This window comes from Eximiradius proteiniborus (assembly GCF_058546985.1).
Genome location: NZ_CM178592.1, coordinates 98,232 through 121,705, shown reverse-complemented (window position 1 = coordinate 121,705; position 23,474 = coordinate 98,232). Strand labels below are relative to the sequence as shown.

22 protein-coding genes and 1 tRNA gene are annotated in these 23,474 nt (G+C 34.5%); 14 read left to right on the top strand and 9 right to left on the bottom strand.

The features are described 5' to 3' along the window. Window positions 1–3: 3 nt before the first annotated feature. The 3 genes from ACY2LT_RS00480 to ACY2LT_RS00470 all read right to left on the bottom strand — a co-directional run bounded on the left by ACY2LT_RS00480 (window position 4) and on the right by ACY2LT_RS00470 (window position 5,869). Window positions 4–2,658 (bottom strand): glycoside hydrolase family 78 protein, encoded by a 2,655-nt coding sequence (locus ACY2LT_RS00480; RefSeq protein WP_491815631.1) that lies wholly within the window; start codon window positions 2,656–2,658, stop codon window positions 4–6. 33 nt (window positions 2,659–2,691) lie between these two features. Then, window positions 2,692–5,544, bottom strand: coding sequence for a S8/S53 family peptidase (locus ACY2LT_RS00475; RefSeq protein ID WP_491815630.1), 2,853 nt, complete (start codon window positions 5,542–5,544; stop codon window positions 2,692–2,694). A gap of 97 nt (window positions 5,545–5,641) precedes the next feature. Further along, window positions 5,642–5,869: a hypothetical protein gene (locus ACY2LT_RS00470; protein ID WP_491815629.1), complete on the bottom strand. Its 228-nt coding sequence runs from the start codon at window positions 5,867–5,869 to the stop codon at window positions 5,642–5,644. Window positions 5,870–6,030: 161 nt separating this feature from the next. On the opposite strand from ACY2LT_RS00470, the gene ACY2LT_RS00465 reads away from it, so the two are divergent. From ACY2LT_RS00465 to ACY2LT_RS00455, 3 genes are all read left to right on the top strand, one after another. Next, on the top strand, window positions 6,031–6,927 hold the full coding sequence (locus ACY2LT_RS00465; protein WP_491815628.1) for a proline dehydrogenase family protein: 897 nt from the start codon (window positions 6,031–6,033) through the stop codon (window positions 6,925–6,927). Further along, window positions 6,927–7,820 carry an endonuclease/exonuclease/phosphatase family protein gene (locus ACY2LT_RS00460; RefSeq protein WP_491815627.1) on the top strand — a complete coding sequence of 298 codons (894 nt, stop codon included), beginning with the start codon at window positions 6,927–6,929 and terminating at the stop codon, window positions 7,818–7,820. Before ACY2LT_RS00465 ends, ACY2LT_RS00460 begins: the two co-directional genes overlap by 1 nt. Before the next feature lie 93 nt (window positions 7,821–7,913). Continuing rightward, window positions 7,914–8,915 (top strand): YhdH/YhfP family quinone oxidoreductase, encoded by a 1,002-nt coding sequence (locus tag ACY2LT_RS00455; protein WP_491816792.1) that lies wholly within the window; start codon window positions 7,914–7,916, stop codon window positions 8,913–8,915. Here ACY2LT_RS00455 and ACY2LT_RS00450 read toward each other — a convergent pair. Genes ACY2LT_RS00450 through ACY2LT_RS00440 form a run of 3 tightly spaced genes read right to left on the bottom strand, consistent with a single transcriptional unit; the run spans window position 8,908 to window position 12,385 of the window. After that, window positions 8,908–9,501: a hypothetical protein gene (locus ACY2LT_RS00450; RefSeq protein WP_491815626.1), complete on the bottom strand. Its 594-nt coding sequence runs from the start codon at window positions 9,499–9,501 to the stop codon at window positions 8,908–8,910. The genes ACY2LT_RS00455 and ACY2LT_RS00450 overlap by 8 nt on opposite strands. Continuing rightward, a complete protein-coding gene (recN, locus tag ACY2LT_RS00445) occupies window positions 9,494–11,218 on the bottom strand; it encodes a DNA repair protein RecN (RefSeq protein ID WP_491815625.1) in 1,725 nt (574 codons plus the stop codon). Before recN ends, ACY2LT_RS00450 begins: the two co-directional genes overlap by 8 nt. A 24-nt stretch (window positions 11,219–11,242) precedes the next feature. Next, a complete protein-coding gene (locus ACY2LT_RS00440; RefSeq protein WP_491815624.1) occupies window positions 11,243–12,385 on the bottom strand; it encodes a DNA polymerase III subunit in 1,143 nt (380 codons plus the stop codon). A 76-nt stretch (window positions 12,386–12,461) separates the two neighbouring features. On the opposite strand from ACY2LT_RS00440, the gene ACY2LT_RS00435 reads away from it, so the two are divergent. The 11 genes from ACY2LT_RS00435 (at window position 12,462) to ACY2LT_RS00385 (ending at window position 21,430) form a co-directional block, all read left to right on the top strand. Next, the gene (locus ACY2LT_RS00435) at window positions 12,462–14,645 is read left to right on the top strand and encodes an alpha-ketoacid dehydrogenase subunit alpha/beta (RefSeq protein WP_491815623.1); all 2,184 of its coding nucleotides are present in this window, start codon (window positions 12,462–12,464) and stop codon (window positions 14,643–14,645) included. A gap of 21 nt (window positions 14,646–14,666) precedes the next feature. Then, window positions 14,667–15,098: a nucleoside-diphosphate kinase gene (ndk, locus tag ACY2LT_RS00430; RefSeq protein WP_491815622.1), complete on the top strand. Its 432-nt coding sequence runs from the start codon at window positions 14,667–14,669 to the stop codon at window positions 15,096–15,098. Then, a complete protein-coding gene (locus ACY2LT_RS00425; protein ID WP_491815621.1) occupies window positions 15,088–15,636 on the top strand; it encodes an NUDIX domain-containing protein in 549 nt (182 codons plus the stop codon). Before ndk ends, ACY2LT_RS00425 begins: the two co-directional genes overlap by 11 nt. A gap of 8 nt (window positions 15,637–15,644) precedes the next feature. Then, window positions 15,645–16,610 (top strand): hypothetical protein, encoded by a 966-nt coding sequence (locus ACY2LT_RS00420; RefSeq protein ID WP_491815619.1) that lies wholly within the window; start codon window positions 15,645–15,647, stop codon window positions 16,608–16,610. Between the two features lie 2 nt (window positions 16,611–16,612). After that, window positions 16,613–17,830 (top strand): HD domain-containing protein, encoded by a 1,218-nt coding sequence (locus ACY2LT_RS00415; protein WP_491815617.1) that lies wholly within the window; start codon window positions 16,613–16,615, stop codon window positions 17,828–17,830. A gap of 7 nt (window positions 17,831–17,837) precedes the next feature. Further along, window positions 17,838–18,362 (top strand): hypothetical protein, encoded by a 525-nt coding sequence (locus tag ACY2LT_RS00410; protein WP_491815615.1) that lies wholly within the window; start codon window positions 17,838–17,840, stop codon window positions 18,360–18,362. After that, window positions 18,362–18,778 carry an EVE domain-containing protein gene (locus ACY2LT_RS00405; protein ID WP_491815614.1) on the top strand — a complete coding sequence of 139 codons (417 nt, stop codon included), beginning with the start codon at window positions 18,362–18,364 and terminating at the stop codon, window positions 18,776–18,778. The genes ACY2LT_RS00410 and ACY2LT_RS00405 overlap by 1 nt, the downstream gene beginning before the upstream one ends. Window position 18,779: 1 nt before the next feature. Further along, a complete protein-coding gene (locus ACY2LT_RS00400; protein ID WP_491815613.1) occupies window positions 18,780–19,382 on the top strand; it encodes a CheR family methyltransferase in 603 nt (200 codons plus the stop codon). A gap of 2 nt (window positions 19,383–19,384) precedes the next feature. Further along, window positions 19,385–19,984: an MBL fold metallo-hydrolase gene (locus ACY2LT_RS00395; RefSeq protein WP_491815612.1), complete on the top strand. Its 600-nt coding sequence runs from the start codon at window positions 19,385–19,387 to the stop codon at window positions 19,982–19,984. Beyond that, entirely contained in the window at window positions 19,981–20,856 is an 876-nt protein-coding gene (locus ACY2LT_RS00390) for a TraB/GumN family protein (protein WP_491815611.1), read from the top strand. Before ACY2LT_RS00395 ends, ACY2LT_RS00390 begins: the two co-directional genes overlap by 4 nt. 67 nt (window positions 20,857–20,923) lie before the next feature. After that, a complete protein-coding gene (locus ACY2LT_RS00385) occupies window positions 20,924–21,430 on the top strand; it encodes a hypothetical protein (protein WP_491815609.1) in 507 nt (168 codons plus the stop codon). A gap of 4 nt (window positions 21,431–21,434) precedes the next feature. On the opposite strand, the gene nuoD is transcribed toward ACY2LT_RS00385, so the two are convergent. The 3 genes from nuoD to ACY2LT_RS00370 form a co-directional block, all read right to left on the bottom strand. Then, window positions 21,435–22,709, bottom strand: coding sequence for an NADH dehydrogenase (quinone) subunit D (gene nuoD / locus ACY2LT_RS00380; protein ID WP_491815608.1), 1,275 nt, complete (start codon window positions 22,707–22,709; stop codon window positions 21,435–21,437). Window positions 22,710–22,753: 44 nt separating this feature from the next. Continuing rightward, window positions 22,754–23,290 carry a DUF5683 domain-containing protein gene (locus tag ACY2LT_RS00375; RefSeq protein WP_491815606.1) on the bottom strand — a complete coding sequence of 179 codons (537 nt, stop codon included), beginning with the start codon at window positions 23,288–23,290 and terminating at the stop codon, window positions 22,754–22,756. Between the two features lie 64 nt (window positions 23,291–23,354). Further along, window positions 23,355–23,430: transfer RNA gene (locus ACY2LT_RS00370), tRNA-Pro, on the bottom strand. Between the last annotated feature and the right edge of the window lie 44 nt (window positions 23,431–23,474).

The window sequence follows — 23,474 nt, the reverse complement described above, 5'->3', positions numbered from 1 at the left end:
CTATTATCTCGCTATGGTAAGATATCCGGATAGAATTTCTCCATCGATGGACAATTGCCATAAATACATTCCGTTTGGTAAACTGCTTACGTCAAATTTGACAATGTTTGTACCCGTTTGAACAAAATTATTATCTTTTGATAGAACTTTAATTCCATTCAAATTAAATATAGAAATATTAGCATAAGCATCTTTTGAATAATCAAATGAAAACTGAAGCTGATTGTTTGCAGGATTTGGATAAACAATCATATTATATTTATTCAAAAGATTATCTGAAACAGATGTTAAATCCATAGTTGTGAAATTATATGGTTCTGACCAACCTCCTTCACCTGCCTCGTTCCAAGCTTTAACTCTCCAATAGTATTTAGTTTTGGGAGACAAATTTAAGAGATTGAAGTAAGTAAGATATACTTCTGGTTCATTAAGGAATAGGTTTTGGAATGCTTCATCAGTAGCAACCTGAACGTGGTATCCTTCGGCGCGCTGAACAGGCAACCAACTAATTCTCAGACCTAAAGGTTGGTTAAATGCACCATTTGCCGGAATGGTTAAATCAGGAGGAGTAGTCGGGGGCAAATTGATTGTTCTGAAAGCAAAAGGAACAGACCAATCAGATGGACCACCCTGATTTACAGCTCTAACTCTAAACAGATATACTGTATAGTTCTCTAAATTATTTAAAATATATGTTGTATCAATTAAATCAGTAACATTAACAACAAGTTGTTGAGTGAAATCAGGTAGTTTAGTAACTTGAAGCTGATAGGTTTGAGCTCTGAAAGCAGAATGCCAAACGAGTTTCAATCCATTTATCGGGTGTTTCTTGGATTCATTTGCTGGAGAAATAATAACAGGAGTTTCTGGCAGGAAAAATCCGGTTGTGAAAGTAAATACAGTAGACCAGTCGCTTGCTCCTTCTTCGTTGACAGCTCTTACTTTCCAATAATAGGTTGTGTTTTCATTTAAAGTTTGAACAAGACGCAATTCATTAGTTGGAATATTAGTACGTGTAATTGCAGTTGAGAAATTGCTTTTTGTGTCGAGCATAAATTCATAGCCACTTGCACCTGAAACAGGTGTCCAGGTAAAATTAGGAGTATGATTAACATTGGTAACACTATTCTCGGGAGTTAGCAGAACAGGCGCTGGAAGTTTTGTTCTAAATATAAATGGTTTGGACCAATCGCTTGAGCAGCCGTTAAGTTCCGCACGGACTCGCCAATAGTAATATTTGAAATGTTCGGTGTGGTAAACTGTGAAAGTTCTTTCGGTCAGGTTATCAACATCAACAATTAAATTAGAGAAATCAACTTTATCGGATACTTGTAAGCTATATTTTGCTCCAGTACCTTTGCTTTTCCAAACATAATGAACAGTAAGCGGATAGCCACCTTTTTTATCAACCGGATATTCGAAATCAGGCGGGAATAACTTTGTAGTAAAGGCTAATGGAGCAGACCAGTAACCATTATTATTATTGTCTATTGCTCGAACTTTCCAGTAGTAAACAGATAGTTCCCTATCAAACGGGAAAGCAATAAGAGTGTCTGAAATATTTGTTTCGAAGTGCAAAGTATCAGCAAAATCAATTTGACTTGATACAATTACTTCGTATGAAGAAGCACCGGGTACTTTTTTCCAAATCAGAGGTTGTTCGAAATCTACACAAGTTGCATTGTTGGCAGGAGTATGCAAAGCAGGTGCTGCATAAGGTGTTTTGAAATTATTCCAGTTGGAAAATTCTGTAAAGCAATTTAAACTATCATTTACAATGTGAGCACGAACTCGCCAGTAATAAGTTTTATTGTAGTTAAAATTGGGCAATTGGATTGTAGCAGTAGAATTACTAACGGTAGTTTCGTATAGCAAAGAATCAGACTGGATATAATCAGTAATCTGAATATGATAAAAATCTGCATCAGCAACGTTTGCCCAAGCAAAATCCACATTAAATTGAGCAGCATTGGGTAAAATATCAACACCAAAAGCAGCATTTACAGGTTTTAATAGAACCATTGGAGAAGGAACGGTCCTAAAAGTCTTTGAAGCAGACCAATAGCCATCACAATCTCCGTATAGAGCGCGAACACGCCACCAATAGCGAGTGTTTGGAAGCAAATTTGTAATAAACTTAGTTGTATCAATTGCAATTGTATCAAATGTTACAGTAGGTCCGACAAAGGTAGGGACACGTGAAATTTGTAAAACATATTTAATAGCATAAGGATCTTTGTTCCAAACGAACTTTGTCGATTTTGTTACGCAAAATGAGCTATCGATTGGAAACAAAGTCGTTACAGGATGGGCAAGGGTGGTGAAATTCCAGATTTCCGAAACACGGATTGAATCATCAATTGATCGCCAAGCAGTAACTCGCCAATAGTATTTGGTTGAGTAGTTTAAATTTTCAACGTCATCGTAGAGAATTGTAATGCTATCTTTGGTAAAGACAACATTGGTTAAATTAGTGTCTGTGGCAACAACAAGGCGATAAAAATTAAAGCCGGGAGCAGCATTCCAAGCGAGATGGATATTCGGTGGAGCACACTTAACATTGTTAGGTGGAGAGAACAATCCAAAGTTCTGAGCATTTGCATAAGCAGAAATAAATAGCAATGCCGATAGAAAAACAAAAAAATTGAATTTTTTCATTATGAAATCCTTATATATTATGAGTAAAAATTATCACTTTGAAATTATTAACTGTTTAACATAAATATTATTTTCAAAAGAAATGTGAACAAAATAAATACCGTTCTGAAATTTTGAAATATCAAAGAACGAATTATTGCTAACATTTGATTTTTCAAAAACGAGATTACCAATATAATTATAAATTTTAAGATTGAAAACAAGAGATTTTGGGTTCGATATTTTAAAGAAATGAGAAGCCGGATTTGGAAACAAATCAAAATCACTTAATGAATCAAATTCAGCAATTGAATTATATGTTGAATCAACGCAAGTTTTAAGCAGAGTAGCCAAACTTTCACGCGAGGAATCCGTTGCAATGCAAACGTAACAATAAGTATGTTCACCCGGAAGCAGTGTGTTATTGAAGTTCATCCCAACAACAAAACCGATGTCAGTAAGCAATGAAGTCTGAATACTATTACCGGAAGAAAGCAATTGCACTTGCCGGGACTGACTAAGCCCGCCTTGATTATAGACATCATCCATATTTAATCCGGCAGACTGGGCAGTTGTGCTTGGGTTCTCAGAAAAAGCAACAGCACCAACGTAAGTTTTTTTATCAACGGAATAGGCAATTTCGGCAGAAATATTTGATTTATCTAAATATTTCGGAGGGATGGCATCGGGAAAGTACTCAACATAGTTCTTTGATGCTTTCTGATCAATATCCCAATCGAAGATATAACCTATTGCAGGTTGTGATATAGCAATATTTCCAACATTCTTAAGAGTTAATTTATTTTTAACAACTGGTTGATTTTGATTTGGAAAGAGGAATTCAGAAGTAATCTGTATTCCCAATACTTCATTAAAAACAGTAGATATAGTTCTTTTTGCTTCTATTATTCCAACATTAGATGGATTAATAAATTTCTTAACAGAAGTAAAATCGTTCCCTGAAAAATCTTGACCATAAATAGAACTAAAAGCATAGGCAGAATTTCCAATTGCCATTAATCCACCACGAAAGAGATGATTGCCAAGCGAGAATGATTCAAATCCAACCCCGTTTTTTCTATCATTATCATAGCCAAATGTTCCCAGATCACCTACTGAGAAGCAGAGAACATTATTCGACAATGTAGTAACTTCTTTCCCAAAATAGAACGGGATTTTTGCAAAATCTCTATATTTTTCATCTTGCGTTCTAATATCAAGGCGTAAGATAATTAATTGTTTAAAATTAGAATTTATTATAAACTTAAAGCTGTCAATTGTCAATTCTTCATTTTCATATATTTTAGGAATGAAAACATTAGAATTGATAAACTCAATATTTTCCTGCAATGCATAGCCTAATGATAAATTGAAATAAACACTATCGGCAGGACCTAAATGATTTTTTAGCTTGAGAACCAATCGAAGAGTGTCGTTGGCAGAAAATCTATCAACAATTTCGTTGTTGGAATTCATAAAATAGAAGTCTTCAACAGTAAGGGCACAGTAAGAAAAAGGATTGCGAGCAAGTGCATTAAACAGGTTTATTCTATTTGGAATAAGTTTGCTATTAGTGAAGTTAATATCTGTAATATCATCACCATTAATGCGAAGCCACTCGGCAGCTTGACGAGCCGATAATTCAGGGAACCGAACACGAACAACACCCAAAGCACCAGCAACAACAGGAGATGAATAAGATGTTCCATTGGATACAAAAACATAGCTATTACCAGATGTAGTTAGATTGCCTTTACCGGGTGCCATAAATCTAACACCGGCTGACAGAGACGTGGTAAAATAAGTAACATTATCATTTTGGTCAACTTCACCAACAGACAAAACACCACGATAAGCGCCGGGATAGAAATCCTCGTATTGAGAAATACCCGAACGAATATTTCCAGCAGCGGCAACAATTGCCAAGTCGTTGGCAATAGCATAATCAATAATAGATTGTTCAATAACAGAGAAGGGTTTTACTCCACCCCAGCTACAATTAATTACTTTGAAACCTCGAATTGCAGCGTAAATAATAGACTGATAGCCATAGATAATACCATCAAAGCTATTATTTGGTGAACATTTGATAGGGAAAAATTTGCAATTATATCCCACACCAGCAATTCCAATTCCATTGTTAGTTGTTGCCGAAGCAATCCCAGCAACTTCTGTACCGTGAGAATCGATATGGTAAGTGTTTCCAGGTTGAGTGCCATCATCCATCCACGCTAAATTGCATCCAATGTAATCATCAATATATCCATTACCATCATTATCAATTCCATCGTCTGGCACCTCAGAAGCATTAATAGCAATATTATCAATCAGATCAGGATGATTTTGTGAAATGCCATTATCACTAATTGCAATAACAACATCAGGTGAACCAGTGGAAATATTATAAGCATCAATTGCTTTAATTTTGGCAAACAAATATTGTTCGTTAAATCTTGGGTCGTTTGGAGTGGACAAAGTTTGATAGACATAGTAAGGTTCTGCAATTTCAATACGCGGGTCAATTTTTTTGATTTTTTCAGCAAAATCAAGCGGATGTTCCTGCGAATTGAACTCGACGACAAATGTTCTTAGTAATGGTTCTTCCGAGCGTTCAATTTCTGCAACCTTATCAGGAGAGAAATTATGTTTTCTATTTGTAATTTTAGCATTAAAAGGCAAAACAGAAGTTAATATTTTATAGTATTTATTATTGCTTGAGTTGGATTTATTTTTCGAATTGAAGTAATCTTGTTTGTATCGAATAAGCAAAGTGTTGGACAGCACCGGAGTTGAAAGCTGACGTTCGTGGTAGGCGCTCAATAATTTTTTTGAATGAATGTTGAGATATGAATCAGCTTCATTAGTAACAAGTAAAAACAGAATGAAAAGAAATACTATTTTTTTCATAATTAGCTCGGAATAAAAAAACAAAAGTCATCTACTAAATCGTTTGAATTGATTTAATAGATGACACAAAAATATTAATAATTAAGAAACGAAACAACTATACTTTAATATCGAGATAGCCTTTTTCGAGCTGCTTTTGAGCAGTTTGTTGCGGATTTTGAGTAGTTTGCTGCGACGAAACAAGCATTTGAAGCATTTGGTTTTGGATGCTTGTAGCTCCCATAGTAGCTTCTTTAAGCATTTGCTTTTGCAGTTCCATCTGAACATTATTCTGTGGCTTCTCTGGTACAGTTGGTTCTGGATATTTTACACCATCTACTGTCATAGATAACTCCTCCCATTTTTTTAAATTTAACGAGTATAAATAATAAATATTTTAAATATTTCAAAATATTTTTTTGATTAAAAGAAAATAATTATACATTCATTATTCAAAAATTATTAAATTTGCAGCATCAATTTCAAAATTAAATTACGGTCGGAACTATGATTAATGAATTAATTATTAAAACTTTACCATTAGTACCAAAGTCTTTGGTCTATGTATTTGCAAAAAAATATATTGCCGGCGAAACACTTGAAGATGCGGTCCGAGTTACAAAAGAATTCGCTCAATTGGGAGGAATGACTACTATTGATGTATTGGGTGAGTTTGTCAGTTCCAAAGAAAAAGCATTACAAGAAAGAGAGGAATGCACCAAAGTTCTGGAGGCAATTGTAAAGCACGATTTACCTACATACCTTTCAATTAAACCAACTTCGTTAGGATTAGATGTAGATTTTGATTTTTGTTATGAAAACATCAAGTATTTAGGAAAAATCGCCAAAGAACAGGGGGTTTTCGTACGAATTGATATGGAAAATTCACCTTATACAACCAATACGCTGAAAATATACAAGATGCTGCGTGAGGAAGGTTTCGACAATTTTGGATTTGTTATCCAAGCATATATGAAAAGAAGTATGGAAGACTTGAAGAATTTAGCTGAGTATAAGCCAAATGTGCGTCTTTGCAAAGGTATTTATGTGGAATCTGAAACAATTGCATACAAAGAGAAGGAAAAAATCAGAGACAACTATAAAGAATTGCTCGTTTATATGTTCGAGAACGGTTATTATCCAGCAATTGCAACTCACGACGAACCGCTGATACAATTTGCTGAAGATTACATTAAAAAGAATTCCATAGATAAAACACGCTATGAGTTTCAAATGCTTCTTGGAGTGAGGGAATATAGAAGAAATGAATTACTGAAAGCTGGGCACAACGTTAGAATATACGTGCCTTTTGGAGAAGACTGGTATGGATATTCAACTCGCAGGTTGAAGGAAAATCCACAGATCGCCGGACATATTGTTAAAGCAATTTTTGGAATATCATAATGAAGAAAACATTGCATTTTTTCTTGACGATACTGATTTTCAGTATAAGTTTATCCTCCTGTCTATCTAATCCAAGACAGAATTTTTCTGATGATAGCGTAGTCAAAATCGGGACTTTCAATATTGAATGGCTCGGTGATGGTATTCGGGATACCAAGCCCCGAACTGAAGAAGAATACAAACTTGTAGCTGACGCAATTGCTTCAACAGGTTTTGAAATTATCGGATTGCAGGAAATTGAAAACAATGAGGCACTCGGACGAATTTTAAAGTATTTGCCAGAATTTAGAGGATTTGTTTTGGACAAAAGTGGCAATCAAAATGTAGGCTTTATTTATAAAAATACAATCTCTATTGACACTTTTTATGAGTATTCACCAATTGCGATTGACCCGTCAAGAAACAGACCCGGTCTTGTAGTTCAGGCACGCAAAGGGAATTTTGACTGGATAATGATGGTAGTGCATTTTAAAGCATCATCAAAATTTGACGATACAGAAGAAAAAAGAATGAAAAGCATAGAGACGAGGATGAAGCAAGCTGAAATATTATCTAACTGGATTGATAGTATGCTCACAAGTTCAAAAGAACAGGATATTATTGTAGTTGGTGATTTCAATGATAATCCGACAAGAAAACAATCTGCATTAGTTCCGCTGATTAGCAATAAAAACATTAGATTTTTAACAGAAAATGAGAGAAGTTGTAAAAATGAGAAATGGGACAATATTGATCACATTGTTGTATCGAGTTCAGCTCAAAATCGTGTTTTCATAGAATCTTTATTTATCGAGAATCATTACAACAAATATGATGAGCAAATTGCAAAACAAATTTCTGACCATTGCCCTGTAGGTATCAATTTTGATATTGTCAAGCCGGACAACGATTAATATCTATTAGATAAAAAACAATAAAAAAATCGCAAAATCAAATATTTTGCGATTTTTTCGTTTTAGGGAATGATTAAAATTTATTCGAGGTTAATAATGGACACAAAATTCAAAGCTTTAGTTAGCAGATATATTGATGAAACACAAGTTGCAAAAAATATCGAGTTAAGAGATATTGAGGACTTACCTAAGCACGACACTTTAATAAAAGTTGAATACTCGTCCTTGAATTATAAAGATACTTTGTCTGCAAACGGACACAAAGGAATAACGCGCAATTATCCACATACACCGGGGATTGATGCTGCCGGGGTTGTTGTCAAAACTGAAGGAAACAAGTTTCAAGCTGGTGATAGAGTTGTAGTTACAGGCTATGATTTAGGAATGAACACTTCGGGAGGTTTTGCTGAATATATAAGGGTGCCAGAGGAATGGATTGTTCCATTACCTAAAGATATTTCAGCAAAAGAAGCAATGATTTATGGCACAGCTGGGTTTACTGCTGCAACTGCAATATTTGAATTTCAGAAACACGGAATAACTCCGGAGAGTGGAAAAATATTGGTAACTGGTGCTACTGGTGGAGTAGGGACACTTGCTATAGCAATGCTTGCTAAAATGGGTTACCAAGTAGTTGCTTCAACCGGGAAAACAGATCTTTCAGATTATCTGCGAAAATTAGGAGCAAGTGAAATAATACATAGAGATGAAATTAGCGATAAAAGCGGGAAACCGTTGCTGACAAAGCAATGGATTGCGAGTTTAGACAACGTTGGTGGTAATAGTCTTGCAACAATTTTACGTTCTACTTTAGAATATGGAATTGTTTGCAACTGTGGTATGGTCGAAGGGACTATATTAAATACCAACGTATTCCCATTTATATTACGAGGTGTGCGTCTGGTAGGAATTGCCTCAGCAGAAACACCGATGAAAAGAAGATTAGAAATTTGGGATAAAATATTCAATGAATATCGTTTGGAAGAATATAATTTTAACGTAAAGGAAGTAACACTGGAAGAACTACCAAATGAAATAGATTTAATGGCAAAAGGTCAGCAAGTTGGAAGAATACTTGTAAAGGTTTCTAATTAGTGATTTTCTTTTTTAAATTCGTTAATTCTTCGCATAAATAGAAAACTGATTTCGAAGAACTTCTGCGAGCTAAGGGCAGAAGTTTTTCATTTAATAAACACAAACGGCTGACTAAATTTAGTTCTACATTGTGTATTCCATTGCGAAAAATATCAACTTCTTCGGCTAATTTAATTATTAAATAATCATCGAACGGGATTTTGGCTTCGTAAGAAAAATTTTCAGAAATATAAGCGGCTTCCTCTGTATCCAGCGAAAGCAAATCAACAAGGTAAGTAAGATATGCACCAAAATTAAATGTAAGAATTTCTTTTGAAATATAGTTAGAAATAATTGAATAATCGTGAAGAAGTGCGGCAACAATAATATCAGCGTCAAAAATATCAAGTTCGGTAAGGATTATCCGAGCAACACGAGTAAGGTGGTAGAAAAATGGAGTTCCATCGATGAAAGTTGAATCTTTGAATGCTTCTTCGCTCATTTCATAGCCTGCGATAATCTTGTTAATATCGAGAGGGCTTGCTTTCCCGGCAAGATATTCGTGAAGTTCATCAAGGCTCATCATTGAAGTATTTAAATCACTCATAGGCAACCGATTTGATTAATTCTTTAGCGTTTTTTATAGCATATTCACTAATTTTCTCACCGCTAAGCATTTTGGCAATTTCTTTAACTTTCTCATCAGAACTCAATGCTTTGCTACGGACTACTGTATCATCGAGCAGAGGAATTTTTTCAACTATGAAATTTCTATCACCAGCGGCAGCAACCTGTGGAAGATGAGTGATAGCGATAATCTGATGAAGCTTAGAGAGTTCTTTCATTTCTTGGGCAACTTTTTGGGCAATTTTACCGCTTATTCCGGTATCGATTTCATCGAAAATAAGAAGCGGAATATTATCAGCTTTTGCAATAATGCTTTTGATTGCGAGCATAATACGAGAAATTTCCCCACCTGAGGCAACATTCTTAAGCGGATGAACATCGAAACCCGGATTTGTAGAAATCAGGAACTCACATTGAGAAATGCCATTAGAGAATGTTTGATAGCATTTTTCGTCAATAATTGCACAAGGTTGTTCAAAAATAGCATCAAAATTGTTGGCAATTGATTGAGTGAAAGCAACTTCGAATTGAGCTTTTTCTATCCCAAGATTTTTGAGTTTTTCAACAATTTCAACGGACAATTTATCAGATTTTTCTTTTCTACGAATATCGATTTTTTTGGCAAAATCGCCTAATTGTTTGGACTTAGCAATAATTTTATCTTTTATTTCAGCAATTTTCTCGTCAAATTTATCTATGAGTTCCAATTCCTGACAAAGAGTATGAAGAGCATCGATAGCATTTTCAATCGAACCAAATTGACGGATGATTTTTTTCAATTCAGCATATCGTTCTCTGAGCTGTTCAATCTCAAGCGGATTAAAATCAATGCTATCTAAAAAACTTTTGACAAAGACAGAAAATTCTTTTAAACTAATTGCAATCGAATTTAGTTCAGAATCATATTCGTTGAATTTTTCATCATATTTAGAAAGGTTGTCCACGATTTTCTTCGCACGATGAAGCTGTTGGTAGCAAGAGAAATCACCATCAAAAATTATATTATACAATTCATTACCCAAAGAGCTTAAAAATTCAGCACTTTCTATTTTTTTCAGTTTAGAGTTAATTTCTTCATCTTCGTTAGGTAATGGATTAACTTTTTTCAGAAGGCTAATATTTGCAATAATTTCATCCTTTTTATGAAAAATATCGTTTCTTTTGGAATGATATTCTTTCAAATGATAAATAAGTTCTGAAAGTTCCATCAGAACCTGCTGATACTCAGAAATCAGCGAATGGTTATCTGCATAATTGTCTAATATTTCGAGTTGTTTGGAGCTATACAATAAAGTTTGGTGTTCGTGTTGTCCAAGGAAATCGATTAACAATTCAGATAATTCACGCAATTTGCTTGTTTGGACCGGCGTATCGTTGATAAAACAACGAGAATTGCCTTTAATCGGAATTTCCCGACGAATAATCAGATCGCTGCCTTCTATATATTCATCAAAATTACTCAAGTCGATTGTTTCTTTGATATTTGATAAATCAAATATACACTCTACAATAGCTTTGTTTGAACCATTTCTAATTAAGTCGCCGGAAGCACGTTCACCAAAAGCGATAGAAATAGCATCAACAATAATGGACTTTCCAGCACCGGTTTCGCCGGTGAGAATATTCAATCCATTACTGAATTCTAATACAATTTCTTCGATAATAGCGAAATTCTTTATATAAATACTTTTGAGCATAAAGATATTTTTCTGCAAAAATAACTATTTAGCCAATAAATTCAATCGAATTTTCAAAAACAGAGAAAATACAATTAGTTGAAGGTTTACATTCCGACGAATCAGATAGATAGAATGTTCAATTTCATTGATAATTTTTAAATAGTCGGCATTAGGAAATAATTCAGCAAATTTGATTATCCTATCGAGCAAATCTAAATTAATAATACGTTCCTTAGAACGGGTTGTAAGCAAAACAAAGCAATCGCGAAACCAATTTTGAAGAAGTCGCAAGGAATTTTCAAGAAATTGTTTATTTTTTGTATTTATTAATTCTTCAATTTTTTCAGAGAGCTCTATTCTATAAGTGTTTTTCAGAGAAATTCGTAAAATTTCAACAATATTATCCCGATATTCAGAAATGTTGCTATCTAAAAATTCTCTTGCGGTATTGATAGACCCCTGAGCAAAATTAGCAATAATTTTGGCTTCAGCTTGTGAGATATTGTATTTTTCAATTAAATAATTTTCAATTATTGCATCAGGAATTGGCTCGAAATATACTTGCTGGCATCGAGACACAATAGTTTGAAGTAACATCTCCTTTTTTGAAGAAATCAGTATAATGGTAGTGCGTTCGTGAGGCTCTTCTAATGTTTTGAGAAAAGCGTTGGCTGCTTCTGTAGTCATTTCTTCAGCATTAAATATTAAAGCGACACGCCAACCGAGAATATTGGAGGTCATAGTTAAGTTGCGTTTCAATTCACGGATAGCATTAATTTTAATCTGTGTAGCATTTGGAATAGAGATTTTATGATAAATGTTTTGGGATTTAGCTAAAAGCTGTTCTCTGATTAATTCTATTTGTTCATCAGATAGTTTTGAAATGGTGTTATCAGTATTCTCAGCGTTTTTGGCAGGTGGGAGAGAAAAAATCAGATGCAAATTAGGATGTGTTAAATTTGCGAACTGCTTACAAGAACGACAATTGTCGCAAGCGGAGATAGAATTTTCATTGATTATTGGGTTCTGACAATTAAGGGTTTTTGCGAATTCTATAGCAACAGCTGATTTACCAATCCCCTCTATCCCCCAGAAAAGATAGGCACCTGCAACTTTATTCTCGAGAATAGACTTTTGCAATATTTTCTTACTTCTTTCGTGAGAAATAATGTTTTTCCAAGACATTTTCAATGTTTCATAATATTTTTCGCTAAAATTTTAAGTAAATATAAATGTTTTTTTTAATATTTCAGAGAACAATATGTCAAAGAAAACCCAACCAATCAAAAAAAATTCGAATGAAGACTCACCAGAAGAAATAATGAGAAAGTCTATTGAAAACTCTCATAAAAGTGCGCCTTGCTCCAGAAGAGATGGGAATTGCTGTGCCCCGAAAAGTGCTAATATATCGAATAAAGATAAAAATACATACCAAGAACTGGGGCTTACTAAGAATGATTTGATAAGGGCACTTAAAAATATGATGATGGCGCGCTACACAGACGAAAAACATCTTACACTTGTAAAACAAGGAAAATCTTACTTTCACATTGGTGGTAGCGGACACGAAGCGGTTCAAACTGCTGTTGGATTTCAGCTTGATAGCTCAGCTTGGGGATGGACTTATTATAGAGATTTAGCGTTCGTTTATTCTCGTGGATTTACTCCAAAGGATTATTTCTTGTTGGCTTTCGGCAAGAAAGATGACCCAGCAACAGGTGGCAGACAAATGCCCGGACATTATGGACACCCAAAACTTAATTTACCGACTCAATCCTCACCGACAGGCACACAATTTTTAAATGCAGTTGGAACGGCACTTGCTTCAAAAAAGCTTGGAACTAACGAAATTGTATATGTTGCTTCGGGAGAAGGAACAACAAGTCAGGGAGAATTTTACGAAGCAGTAAATTGGGCATCAAGAGATAAATTGCCTGTAATTTTTTGTATTCAAGATAATGGTTATGCTATCTCAGTTCCTAAAGAAAAGCAATCAATGGGCGAAGGAGTAGGACATACATTTTGCTGTTACCAAAATTTGAAAATGCTAACATTTGATGGAACTGACTATCTTGCTTCGGTAAAAGCTGCGAAAGAAGCTATTGAATACATCAACAGCGGACGAGGACCAGTGCTTATGCACGCACTTGTCGAAAGACTACTACCGCATTCTTCCTCCGATGACCATCGGAAATACAGGAAAGAAGACGAGTTGAACCGAATTCATACGGAAAATGATTGCATCAAAATTTTGGCTAATTATCTGGTAGATTTCAATTTATCAAACGAAGATGAAATAAATAATTTGTGGGATGAAGTAAAAAAAGAAATTGACGAAGCAGCTGACTGGGCTTGGGAGCAACCTGATCCAATTGCGGAAGAATCTACTTTGCACGTTTTTGCACCCGAAGAGACAAGAAACCTTCCATATGCAAAAAATGACCCAACAGAAGGGCAACCGATAGTGCTTGTCGATGCAGTCAATCACGCATTAGCTGAGGAAATGAGACTTAATCCTAAGATGCTAATTTTCGGCGAAGATATTGCTGACCCGAAAGGCGGTGTGTTCACAGCAACGCGCGGACTAACAAACGAATTTGGTGATGAAAGAGTTTTCAATTCACCATTGGCTGAAGCCTCGATTGTCGGGGTGGCATTGGGTCTTGCAGTACGTGGATTTAAACCTGTTGTGGAAATACAATTTGGAGATTACATCTGGCCAGCATTTATGCAAATAAAGAATGAAGTAGCAACGCTTCGTTATCGTTCGAACGGGGGATTCAGTTGTCCGATGGTAATAAGAGTTGCAGTTGGTGGGTATATACACGGTGGATTGTGCCATTCTCAGAATATTGAATCGATATTCTCACATATTCCGGGGCTGATGATTGCATATCCAAGCAATGCTGCTGACGCCAAAGGTTTGTTGAAAACAGCCTGTCGATTGCAAGACCCAGTATTATTCCTTGAACATAAAGGAATGTATAGACTACCTTTTGCAAGAACAATTGAACCAGATTCAAATTATTTAGTTCCTTTTGGCAAAGGCAAATTAGTAAAAGAAGGTAAAGATTTAACAATTGTTACTTACGGAATGGGTGTAAAAGATAGTATAAACGCTGCTAAAAATTTCGAGAAAAACAACAATTCAACTATAGAAATAATTGATCTAAGAACAATTATACCGTGGGATATAGAATTAGTGCTTAATTCTGTGAAGAAAACCGGGAAAGTATTAATTGTTCACGAAGATACATTAACAACTGGTTTTGGAGCCGAAATTGCAGCAACAGTTGCACAACAAGCATTTCACTGGTTGGATGCTCCAATTGAACGCCTTGCAGCAAAAGACAGCCATATTCCTTATGCACCAGTTTACGAAGATGATGTGCTTCCGAACGAGAAAAAGGTATATGAAAAAATTGAGAAAATCATTTCTTATTAATAACACCATATTGGAATAATTATGGGAAATAAAACTTTATGTATTATTAAACCCGATGCTGTAAGAAAAAAATACATCGGTGATATCATCAAATCAATTGTTGATGCGAATTTTGAGATAATTGGGCTGAAAATGACAAGATTGACCAAGGAAAAAGCAAGTATATTTTACGCAGTTCATAAAGGAAAGCCATTTTACAATGATTTGATTGAATATATCACAAGCGGACCGATAGTTGTAATTGCCTTGCAAAAAGAAAATGCAGTAGAAGAATTCAGGAAATTGCTTGGACCAACTGACCCAAAAGAAGCAAGCGAGGGCACTTTGCGTAAAAAATATGGTGAGAATAAGTCTATAAATGCAGTTCATGGCTCAGATTGCGACGAAAATGCAGCACTTGAATTATCTATTATGTTTGAGAAATGTGAGATGATGGATTGTTGTGGAATGTAATAAATTTGAAAGAATTTCCAGAAAATTAATCGATAAGAATCCATATTGGAAATATTATGTAGATGAATACATACTTCCCAATGGCAACATTGGGAAGTATTATCATATCGAAACTAATGGTTCGGTAATGATTGTTCCGGTTTTGGACAATGGGTTATTTTTAATGACAAAGCAGTATAGATATTTAGACAAAAGATTTAGTTATGAGTTTCCTGGTGGTGGTGTAAAATCAGGAACAACAGTGGAAGAAGCGGCTCGTGCTGAGTTAATTGAGGAAACCGGAGCAATACCATCAGAAATAGTGCAAATAGGAATGTTTAATCCATTTAATGGAGTAACATCAGAAATATGTAATGTTTTTTATGCGAAAATATCTAATTTTGTTGAACAACACCTTGATGAAAGTGAAGAAATTGAGATAATGAAATTTTCATTAGAAGATATTGTTAATATGATAAGATCAGGTGCAATTTATGATGGAATGACGATTTCGGCATTTAGTATATATTATGTTTCACATATTTTAGCAAAGCAATGAGAGTTTTATTGAAAATTGTAATATTGATGATTACTCCAATATTATTATTCGGTCAGCAAAAAGGTCTTCCCGAAGGTCAAGCAATTTCATCAGAAAAATTTCGCCTTTCTTATAAATTTGGGTTGAATATTTTTCATAATTATATTTTTTCAGAAGAATCTAAAATTATTAGAACTGACTTAAAAACGAAGAAAGAGAAAACTTTTAATAGAAAAGTGCAAGTTTTTATAACTTTAAGGCAAAACACTTTGCCAGAAAACGGGTTTAATACAGTAAAGGTTTCGTTCGATTCATTGCATTATGAACTGGTAACTGATGATGGAAAAAGGTATTATTACAATTCGCAGGATGAAGAGGCAGTTTCCCCGTATTCTACAAACGAATTCTATAATTATACCATTCTATTAGGTAAAGAATATTTCATGACATATTCTCCTTACAATGAAGTTGTAAAAATTTTCGGGGAAATGCTTGATACTCTCAGAAATAAAATTAATCATCCGGAAGACGGGATAAAAGATCCAGAACTGAAATTTGTCTGGGATAGGTTGTTTCAGCCAAGTTATCAAAAATTAATTCCTGATTTAGCAAAGAACTTAATACCAGAATATGTAGTATCCAAAACAGATATCTGGAAAAGATTTTTCGACATTTTTGCTGATGGAGTATTGCTTTCGGACACAGCTGAGGTGAAACTAATTGAATTTTCTCCAAAAGAATATGTAATATCGGCAGAGTTGAAGAACTTGAGAGGCACAAAAACGAAGAACAACGTATATGGGATAAGCGAACTTGTAGAAATCGACAATATTAAAGGAAATGGCACAATGAAAATGACAGTGCTGCCAAGAGGTGTAATAAAAGAATCTGAATTTGATGCAAAATTTGAGTATGAATTCGAATACGATGAAGTGCCATACAAGCAAAGCGTCGAAACAAAATATTTCTGGAATCTTGATAAAATGTACAGGTAAGTATGATTGCCAATTTTGAACTTATCAATGAATTGTTTCGCGGATTTCATATCCAGAGGTGGAATGATAGGGTTCGCCCGATGAATTTCACAGAAATTGATAAGCATTCGCATAAATTAATAATAGCTTATGTGCTTGGCAAATATGAGGAAAAAGCAGGAAAGTCGGTAGATTGGGATAAGCTTATTCAGTATAGTATATTTGAATTTTTAAGAAGAATAGTAATTTCAGATATTAAATCTCCAATTTACAGAGAGATAAAGAAAAACAAAGCAGTATTTCAGAAATTAAACGAGTATATTTATGATCATTTAAAAGATAAAATTAAGAATGAAAAAATCAATAAAGAGCTCGAAAAATATCTTTTTAGAGAAGAAGGCGATGATTTAACAAACAAAATAATAAATGCGGCACACATTTATTCAAGTTTTTGGGAATTTCAAATAGTACGGACAAGCAACCCAAACAATTTTCAAAACCTTAGCATTGAGACCGAATTATTACAAGAGATAAAGAAATATACTGAACCACCGAATGAATTAATTGGAATTAAAAAGTTAATAGAACGAAATTCAATAACAAATTTCGTTGATCTATGCGGACAGCTACGCTTTCAGATTAGATGGGCTCAGACACCTCGTGTTCCGCAAACGTCAGTTTTAGGGCATATGCTGATGGTGGCAACGTTGGTATATTTCTTCACTGCCGATTTACAATTTTGCAAAAAAAGAATGTATAACAACTTTTTTTGTGGATTATTTCACGACTTGCCAGAGGCAGTTACCCGCGATATAATATCTCCAGTAAAGAAATCTTCACCAGAGTTTGATAAGTTAATTTCGGATTTGGAAAAAACATTAGCAGAACAAGAAATTTTTCCTCACGTTGAACAAGACTGGATCGAAGAATTAAAATACTTTACGCAAAATGAATTTGAAAACAAAATTATGGTTAATAATACAATCAAAACCGGGCAAACAAATTCTGAAATTACTGAAAAGTATAACAAAGATGAGTTTAATCCACTTGATGGTAATATTGTTAGGTGGGCTGACCAACTTGCGGCATATTTAGAAGCCTGGCACTCTATAAATAACGGAATTAAATCTCAAGAATTAGTTTCGTCTGCTATTAGTATTTCTAATAAATATTTGAATTCTGATATTAATTTTATTGACATAAAAACGTTGTATAAAGAATATCAAAAAAAATTGGAGTAGATAAAAAATGAAGATATTAAAGATAATGATGATATTAGTTATTTATCTGTTTTTTGTAAGATGTAGTGATGATAATACTGTTTCTGATGCAATACCCTATAAGATAGAAGATTTGAATAAACTTCCGGGATATGGCTGGTTTTACGGAGAATACGACAAGTATAATGTAGATACAAATACAGTGAAACTTATTCAACAGCGATATAATCCATCAATTCACAAGATATTGATATATAGTATGCCATCTTGTGCTTGTCCGGGAAGAAAGTATGAACGTTTTCCACAATTTTATAAAATTTTGCAAAGCGTAGGCATTAGCAACGATCAAGTAGAATTTTATTCATTAAATTCTTTACGCTCACGTCATCCTTATGATAGTGTGATAATTGTAACAACATTACCTGCATTTTATGTTATAAAACAAGGCAAACCTGTGTATTCGCTTGCTGATACAATGGACTATAATATATACTACGGAAAACCATATCCGATAAAATTAGAAGAATTATTATTAGAAGGATTCAAAAAATAATGGCGTACTGGATTGCAAAATCTGACCCTGAAACATATTCCATCTTTGATTTGCAAAGAGATGGAAAAACGATTTGGGATGGTGTCAGGAATTTTCAAGCAAGGAACAACTTAGCTAAAATGGCTGTTGGCGATACTGTGTTGATTTATCACAGTAATATTGATAAAGCAATTGTTGGGATTGCTGAGGTTTTGAAGGAGGCTTTCCTGGATCCGACGGCAGAAGATGTTCGTTGGTTAGCAGTCGAGTTGCGTTTTATTTCAATGCTCGAAAATCCGGTTAGCTTAGAAACAATTAAGAATGATACTACTTTAAATAATATTGCATTGGTCAGGCAACAGCGATTATCTGTAATGCCAATTACAGAAGATGACTTTAATAGAATAATTGAGTTTTCAAGAACCAAAGAGGAATAAAATGGCTTTTACATTTTTTTTTCGCGATAGGCATACATTAGAACAACTTACAAGTTTTCTACTGCCTCAAATCGATAGTTACGCAAAAATAAAAGTTTGGGATGCCGGATGTGCGATGGGACCAGAACCATATACATTTGGAATTATTTTGTGTGAAGCGATAGGTCCCGAGAAATACAAAAAGGTATCGATATTAGCAACTGATATTGATGAAACAAGTAATTTCAAGGAAATAATCACACAAGGAGTATATCCTTATTCTGATTTATCGCGTATGCCACCGAATATTTTAGAAAAGTATTTTCACAAAATTGATGATCGTGAAAATTATCAAATAAATGATATTATCAGAAATAGTTTGCACTTTGAGCAACACGATTTACTGTCCTTGAAACCTCTCGATAATGGTTTTAATGCAATTATTTGTAAAAATGTTTTACTACATTTTCAACCGGAAGAAAGAATTAATGTAATAAAAATGTTTCATTCTGTATTACTTAAAGATGGATTGCTAACTACTGAACAAACACAAACACTTCCAGAAGAATGCTCACACTTGTTTGAAAAAGTATGTTCAGACGCAAATATTTATAGAAAGAAATAGTAATGAAAGTAACATTGCTCAAAAAAAATCCGAATAAATATACCTGCAACGCGTATTTAGTTCGTGGCGATTGGAATGCAATTGATGATGTGAATACACTCATCGATATTGGGAGTGACGGCTACATTATTGATGAAATTGAGACAATTTCGACAGGTGTAGGTAAAAAGCGAGTGGAGCAAGTGATCCTTACACACGAGCATTTTGACCATTCTGGAGGTTTGAAAGACATAATCAAAGCGTATAATCCTCAAAGAGTAATCGCATTTTCAATGATAGATGGAGTAACAGAAAAAGCAAAAGACGGGAAATGGATTCGCATAGGCGATCGCGATGCCCAAATTTTGCATACACCCGGGCACTCTCATGATTCATTGTGTATCTATGTTCCTACGGGAAAAGTTCTTTTTTCGGGAGATACACAATTACAAATAAAAACTCCCGGCGGTTCATACACGAAAGAGTATTTTGATATACTTGTAAGATTAGAAAGAATGAACATACAAACTATTTATTCAGGACACGACGACCCAATTACATCTGGTATCAGAGAAATGCTTGCCCAAAGTATTGAAAATGTTTTAAGAAGTAAAATAATATGAAAAAATCAATAATTCTCTTGCTTTTTGTTCTGTTTGTGCTGAATACAAAGGCGCAAGAAGAACGTAAGTATTTTTTTTGGGAAATGAGTGATGCTAAAAGCAGAAATGTAACTTATTTGCTTGGTTCAATTCATTTAGGGAACAGTAAATTATTCCCTTTGCCAGATAAAATTGAAAGTGCCTTCGACAGAAGTAGTGTGTTAGTGCTTGAACTTGACTTAAATTCGATTGACCCATTCCAGTTGGCTAACAGAGCTATGTATCTTGACGGTCGTACGCTCGAAGAAGCATTATCTCCAAAAACTTACCGAATGCTGATTAACAAACTCGAAGAAAATGGTATTACAGGGGACATCGCAAATTTTTTTAAGCCGTGGTTTGCAGCGATGATTGCCAGTATTTCATATTATGAAGGCGAAGGATTATCAACTGAATATGGAATAGAAACATATTTTTTGAAAAAAGCAAACGAAAAAGGCAAAACTCTTGCCGAACTTGAAAGCATTGATGAGCAAGTAAATGTGTTTGACGCTCTGCCTGATAGTCTGAATGATTTAGTTGTAGATTACATTCTATCCGGTGTTGCAGGTGGGACAGAATTTGATACTGAAAAATTAATTGATAGCTATATAAGCGGAAACGAGAAAGAACTATCGAGTTACTTATTTAATAATGAAAATCCATCTGAAATAGAATTATTATTTCAGAACAGACTATTAATTGACAGAAATATCAAAATGTCCCAAAAAATTGAAGAATATCATAAATCAAATTCTATTCACTTTGTAATTGCAGGCACAGCTCATTTTCTTGGTCCAAATGGAATAATAGAAATTTTGAGTAAAAAAGGCTATCGAATAAAAAGACTTTGATAAAATTAACTTTTTTTAATTATGAAAAATTTGTTAATTTTATACAAAAAACAAAGGAGCCTGCAAAATGAAAATTTCAAAATATTTACGTCTGTTGAGCATAATTATAGTAATGAGCACATCTGTGTTCTCACAAACGCGGATAGCAGTTATTCCATTCAACAATATGGACGGAAACGTTCAATATAATGAATGGTGTTATAATTTGCAGGACTCGTTGATGAAAGAGTTGATAAAATATGATGCAGAGGGGAAATTTTTTCACATTGTTCCGATCGACTCAGTAGAAGCAGTTCTTGCAGAAATCAATATGAATCCTGACAATCCTCAATATGAATCAGATTTGTGGGCAGCTATTTCAAAATTAAATGTGAGAGATGTAATAACGGGAAACTTTAAGATACAGGCAAAACGCTTTTTAATCAATGCATATATTTATGATGTTTCAACAAAACTGCCAAAACCAGAATATCAAGTGAGAGATATTTTCAAGAAAGAAGATAAAATCTACGAAGCAATTCCATTGATTGCCCGAACATTAGTTAGAGCGTATATACCACAAATTGAACAGTAATCAATTATTTATCTGCTTCGCCCATTACCGGGTCGATTGAGCCAATGGCAAGAATAACATCTGCAACCATTGAGCCAATAACCATATCAGGCAAAGATTGAAGATTTGAAGCAGAAGGAGAGCGAATTTTCAGCTTCCAGGGATGACCTGTGCCATCAGAAACGATGTAAAAACCGAGTTCTCCTTTAGGCGCCTCCACAGCAGTATATGTTTCACCAACCAGCGGAGCAGCACCAAAATTGATAAGCATAAAGTCTGCAATAAGTTCTTCCATTTTAGTATAGACAGAAGCTTTTTTGGGCAATACAGATTTTGGTTGATTAAGTTTAATTTCTCCGGCAGGCATTTTTTCCAAAATTTGCTTGATAATTTTGACACTTTCTTTCATTTCCTGAACACGCACCATATATCTTGCCCAAACATCCCCTTCATTGTAAGTAATCACATTGAAATCAACCTGATTATAAGCTAAGTAAGGTTCATCTATACGTAAATCACGTGGGATACCAGAACCACGCAAAGTAGGACCAGTAAGTCCTAATTCGAGAGCTCTTTCTGGAGAAATATAACAAATGCCGGAAACTCTATCTAAGAAGATACGATTACGATTAACTAATTTTTCGGCATACTCCAACTCGGATGGGAAAGCATCAAGCCAAGTTTTAAGTTTAGCGAAGGCTTCATCCGGAATATCATTAGCTACTCCTCCGATGCGAGTATAGCTTGTTGTAAATCTTGCGCCGCAGATAAGTTCAAAAATATCATATAGTTTTTCTCTTTCAGTGAAAGTCCACAAAAGCATAGTTAAGGCGCCAGCATCCATACAAGTAGACCCCATAGCCATTAGATGGGAAGAAATACGAGCAAGTTCTGCAACAAGCATTCTAATCCATTGGGCGCGAGGAGGAGCTTCAATACCGAGAGCATTTTCTATAGCAAGAGCAATAGCAACATTATTTGACATTGGCGAAAGATAGTCGAGCCTATCAGTATGAGGAATAAACTCGTGATAAGTAACATTTTCAGCAAGTTTTTCATATCCACGGTGTAAATATCCCAATTCGGGAACACAATTTATAACAGTTTCGCCATCGAGACGAAGAAGCACACGTAGCACACCGTGAGTGGCAGGGTGCTGGGGTCCCATATTCAGCACAATAGTATTTTCTAATGGGTCATCAACAGTAAGAGAGGTGTTATTGTCTAAAATCTTTTTATATATTTTTCTATTTCTAATTTGTTGAATTTTTTCAGCTTCTTCATATGATTTTACATTCATCAAATCACCTAATTATGGTTGTCTAAATATATGTATAAACGATATTATTTAATATGATATTTTAAATTCAGAAATAAATAATTGTTGGAATATGAAAGATTAAAGGAAAGATTATCATCTATTGTGAAATCATAAAGATGAGCGTCCACATAAGCATCCACAGCAGCCAATACATAAACACCAAGTAGATAGAAGGCGCTTAAATCCCGATTATCTCTATAATATTCCCGCTTATTTCTGATTATTTGAGCTTGAATAGTTGTTTTGTCAGTTAATCTGTTGTATTCTTTAGAATATTTCTGATATTCTGAATTATTGGAAATAATGAAGTAAGTCAAAGTAGAAGCACCTGCGAAAAAAATCGGAGCTTTCCAATACGATCCAGTATATAATTGCCCCCATCCGGGAATAATCAGCGAGCGATAAATAGCACCTGAAGGAGATTTTGAAAGATAGTTATTGTGAACTTGTTGATTTTTCTGAGTATTTAAGCTATCGGATTGTTCGAAGGAATATGAGGACGATACCCCAGAAACGAGTAAAATAAGATAAATTAATATTGATTTTAATAATTTAATCATAGTTAAATATATGGAAAAACTTTGAGAAACAAAAAAATCTGCGGGGAAGTCCCACAGATTTCTGTCGGCGTGACTGGATTCGAACCAGCGACCCCTACTACCCCAAAGTAGTGCGCTAAACCGGGCTGCGCTACACGCCGAAACCGTTCTACAAAATTAATAATTATATCGTTCATTTCAAAGA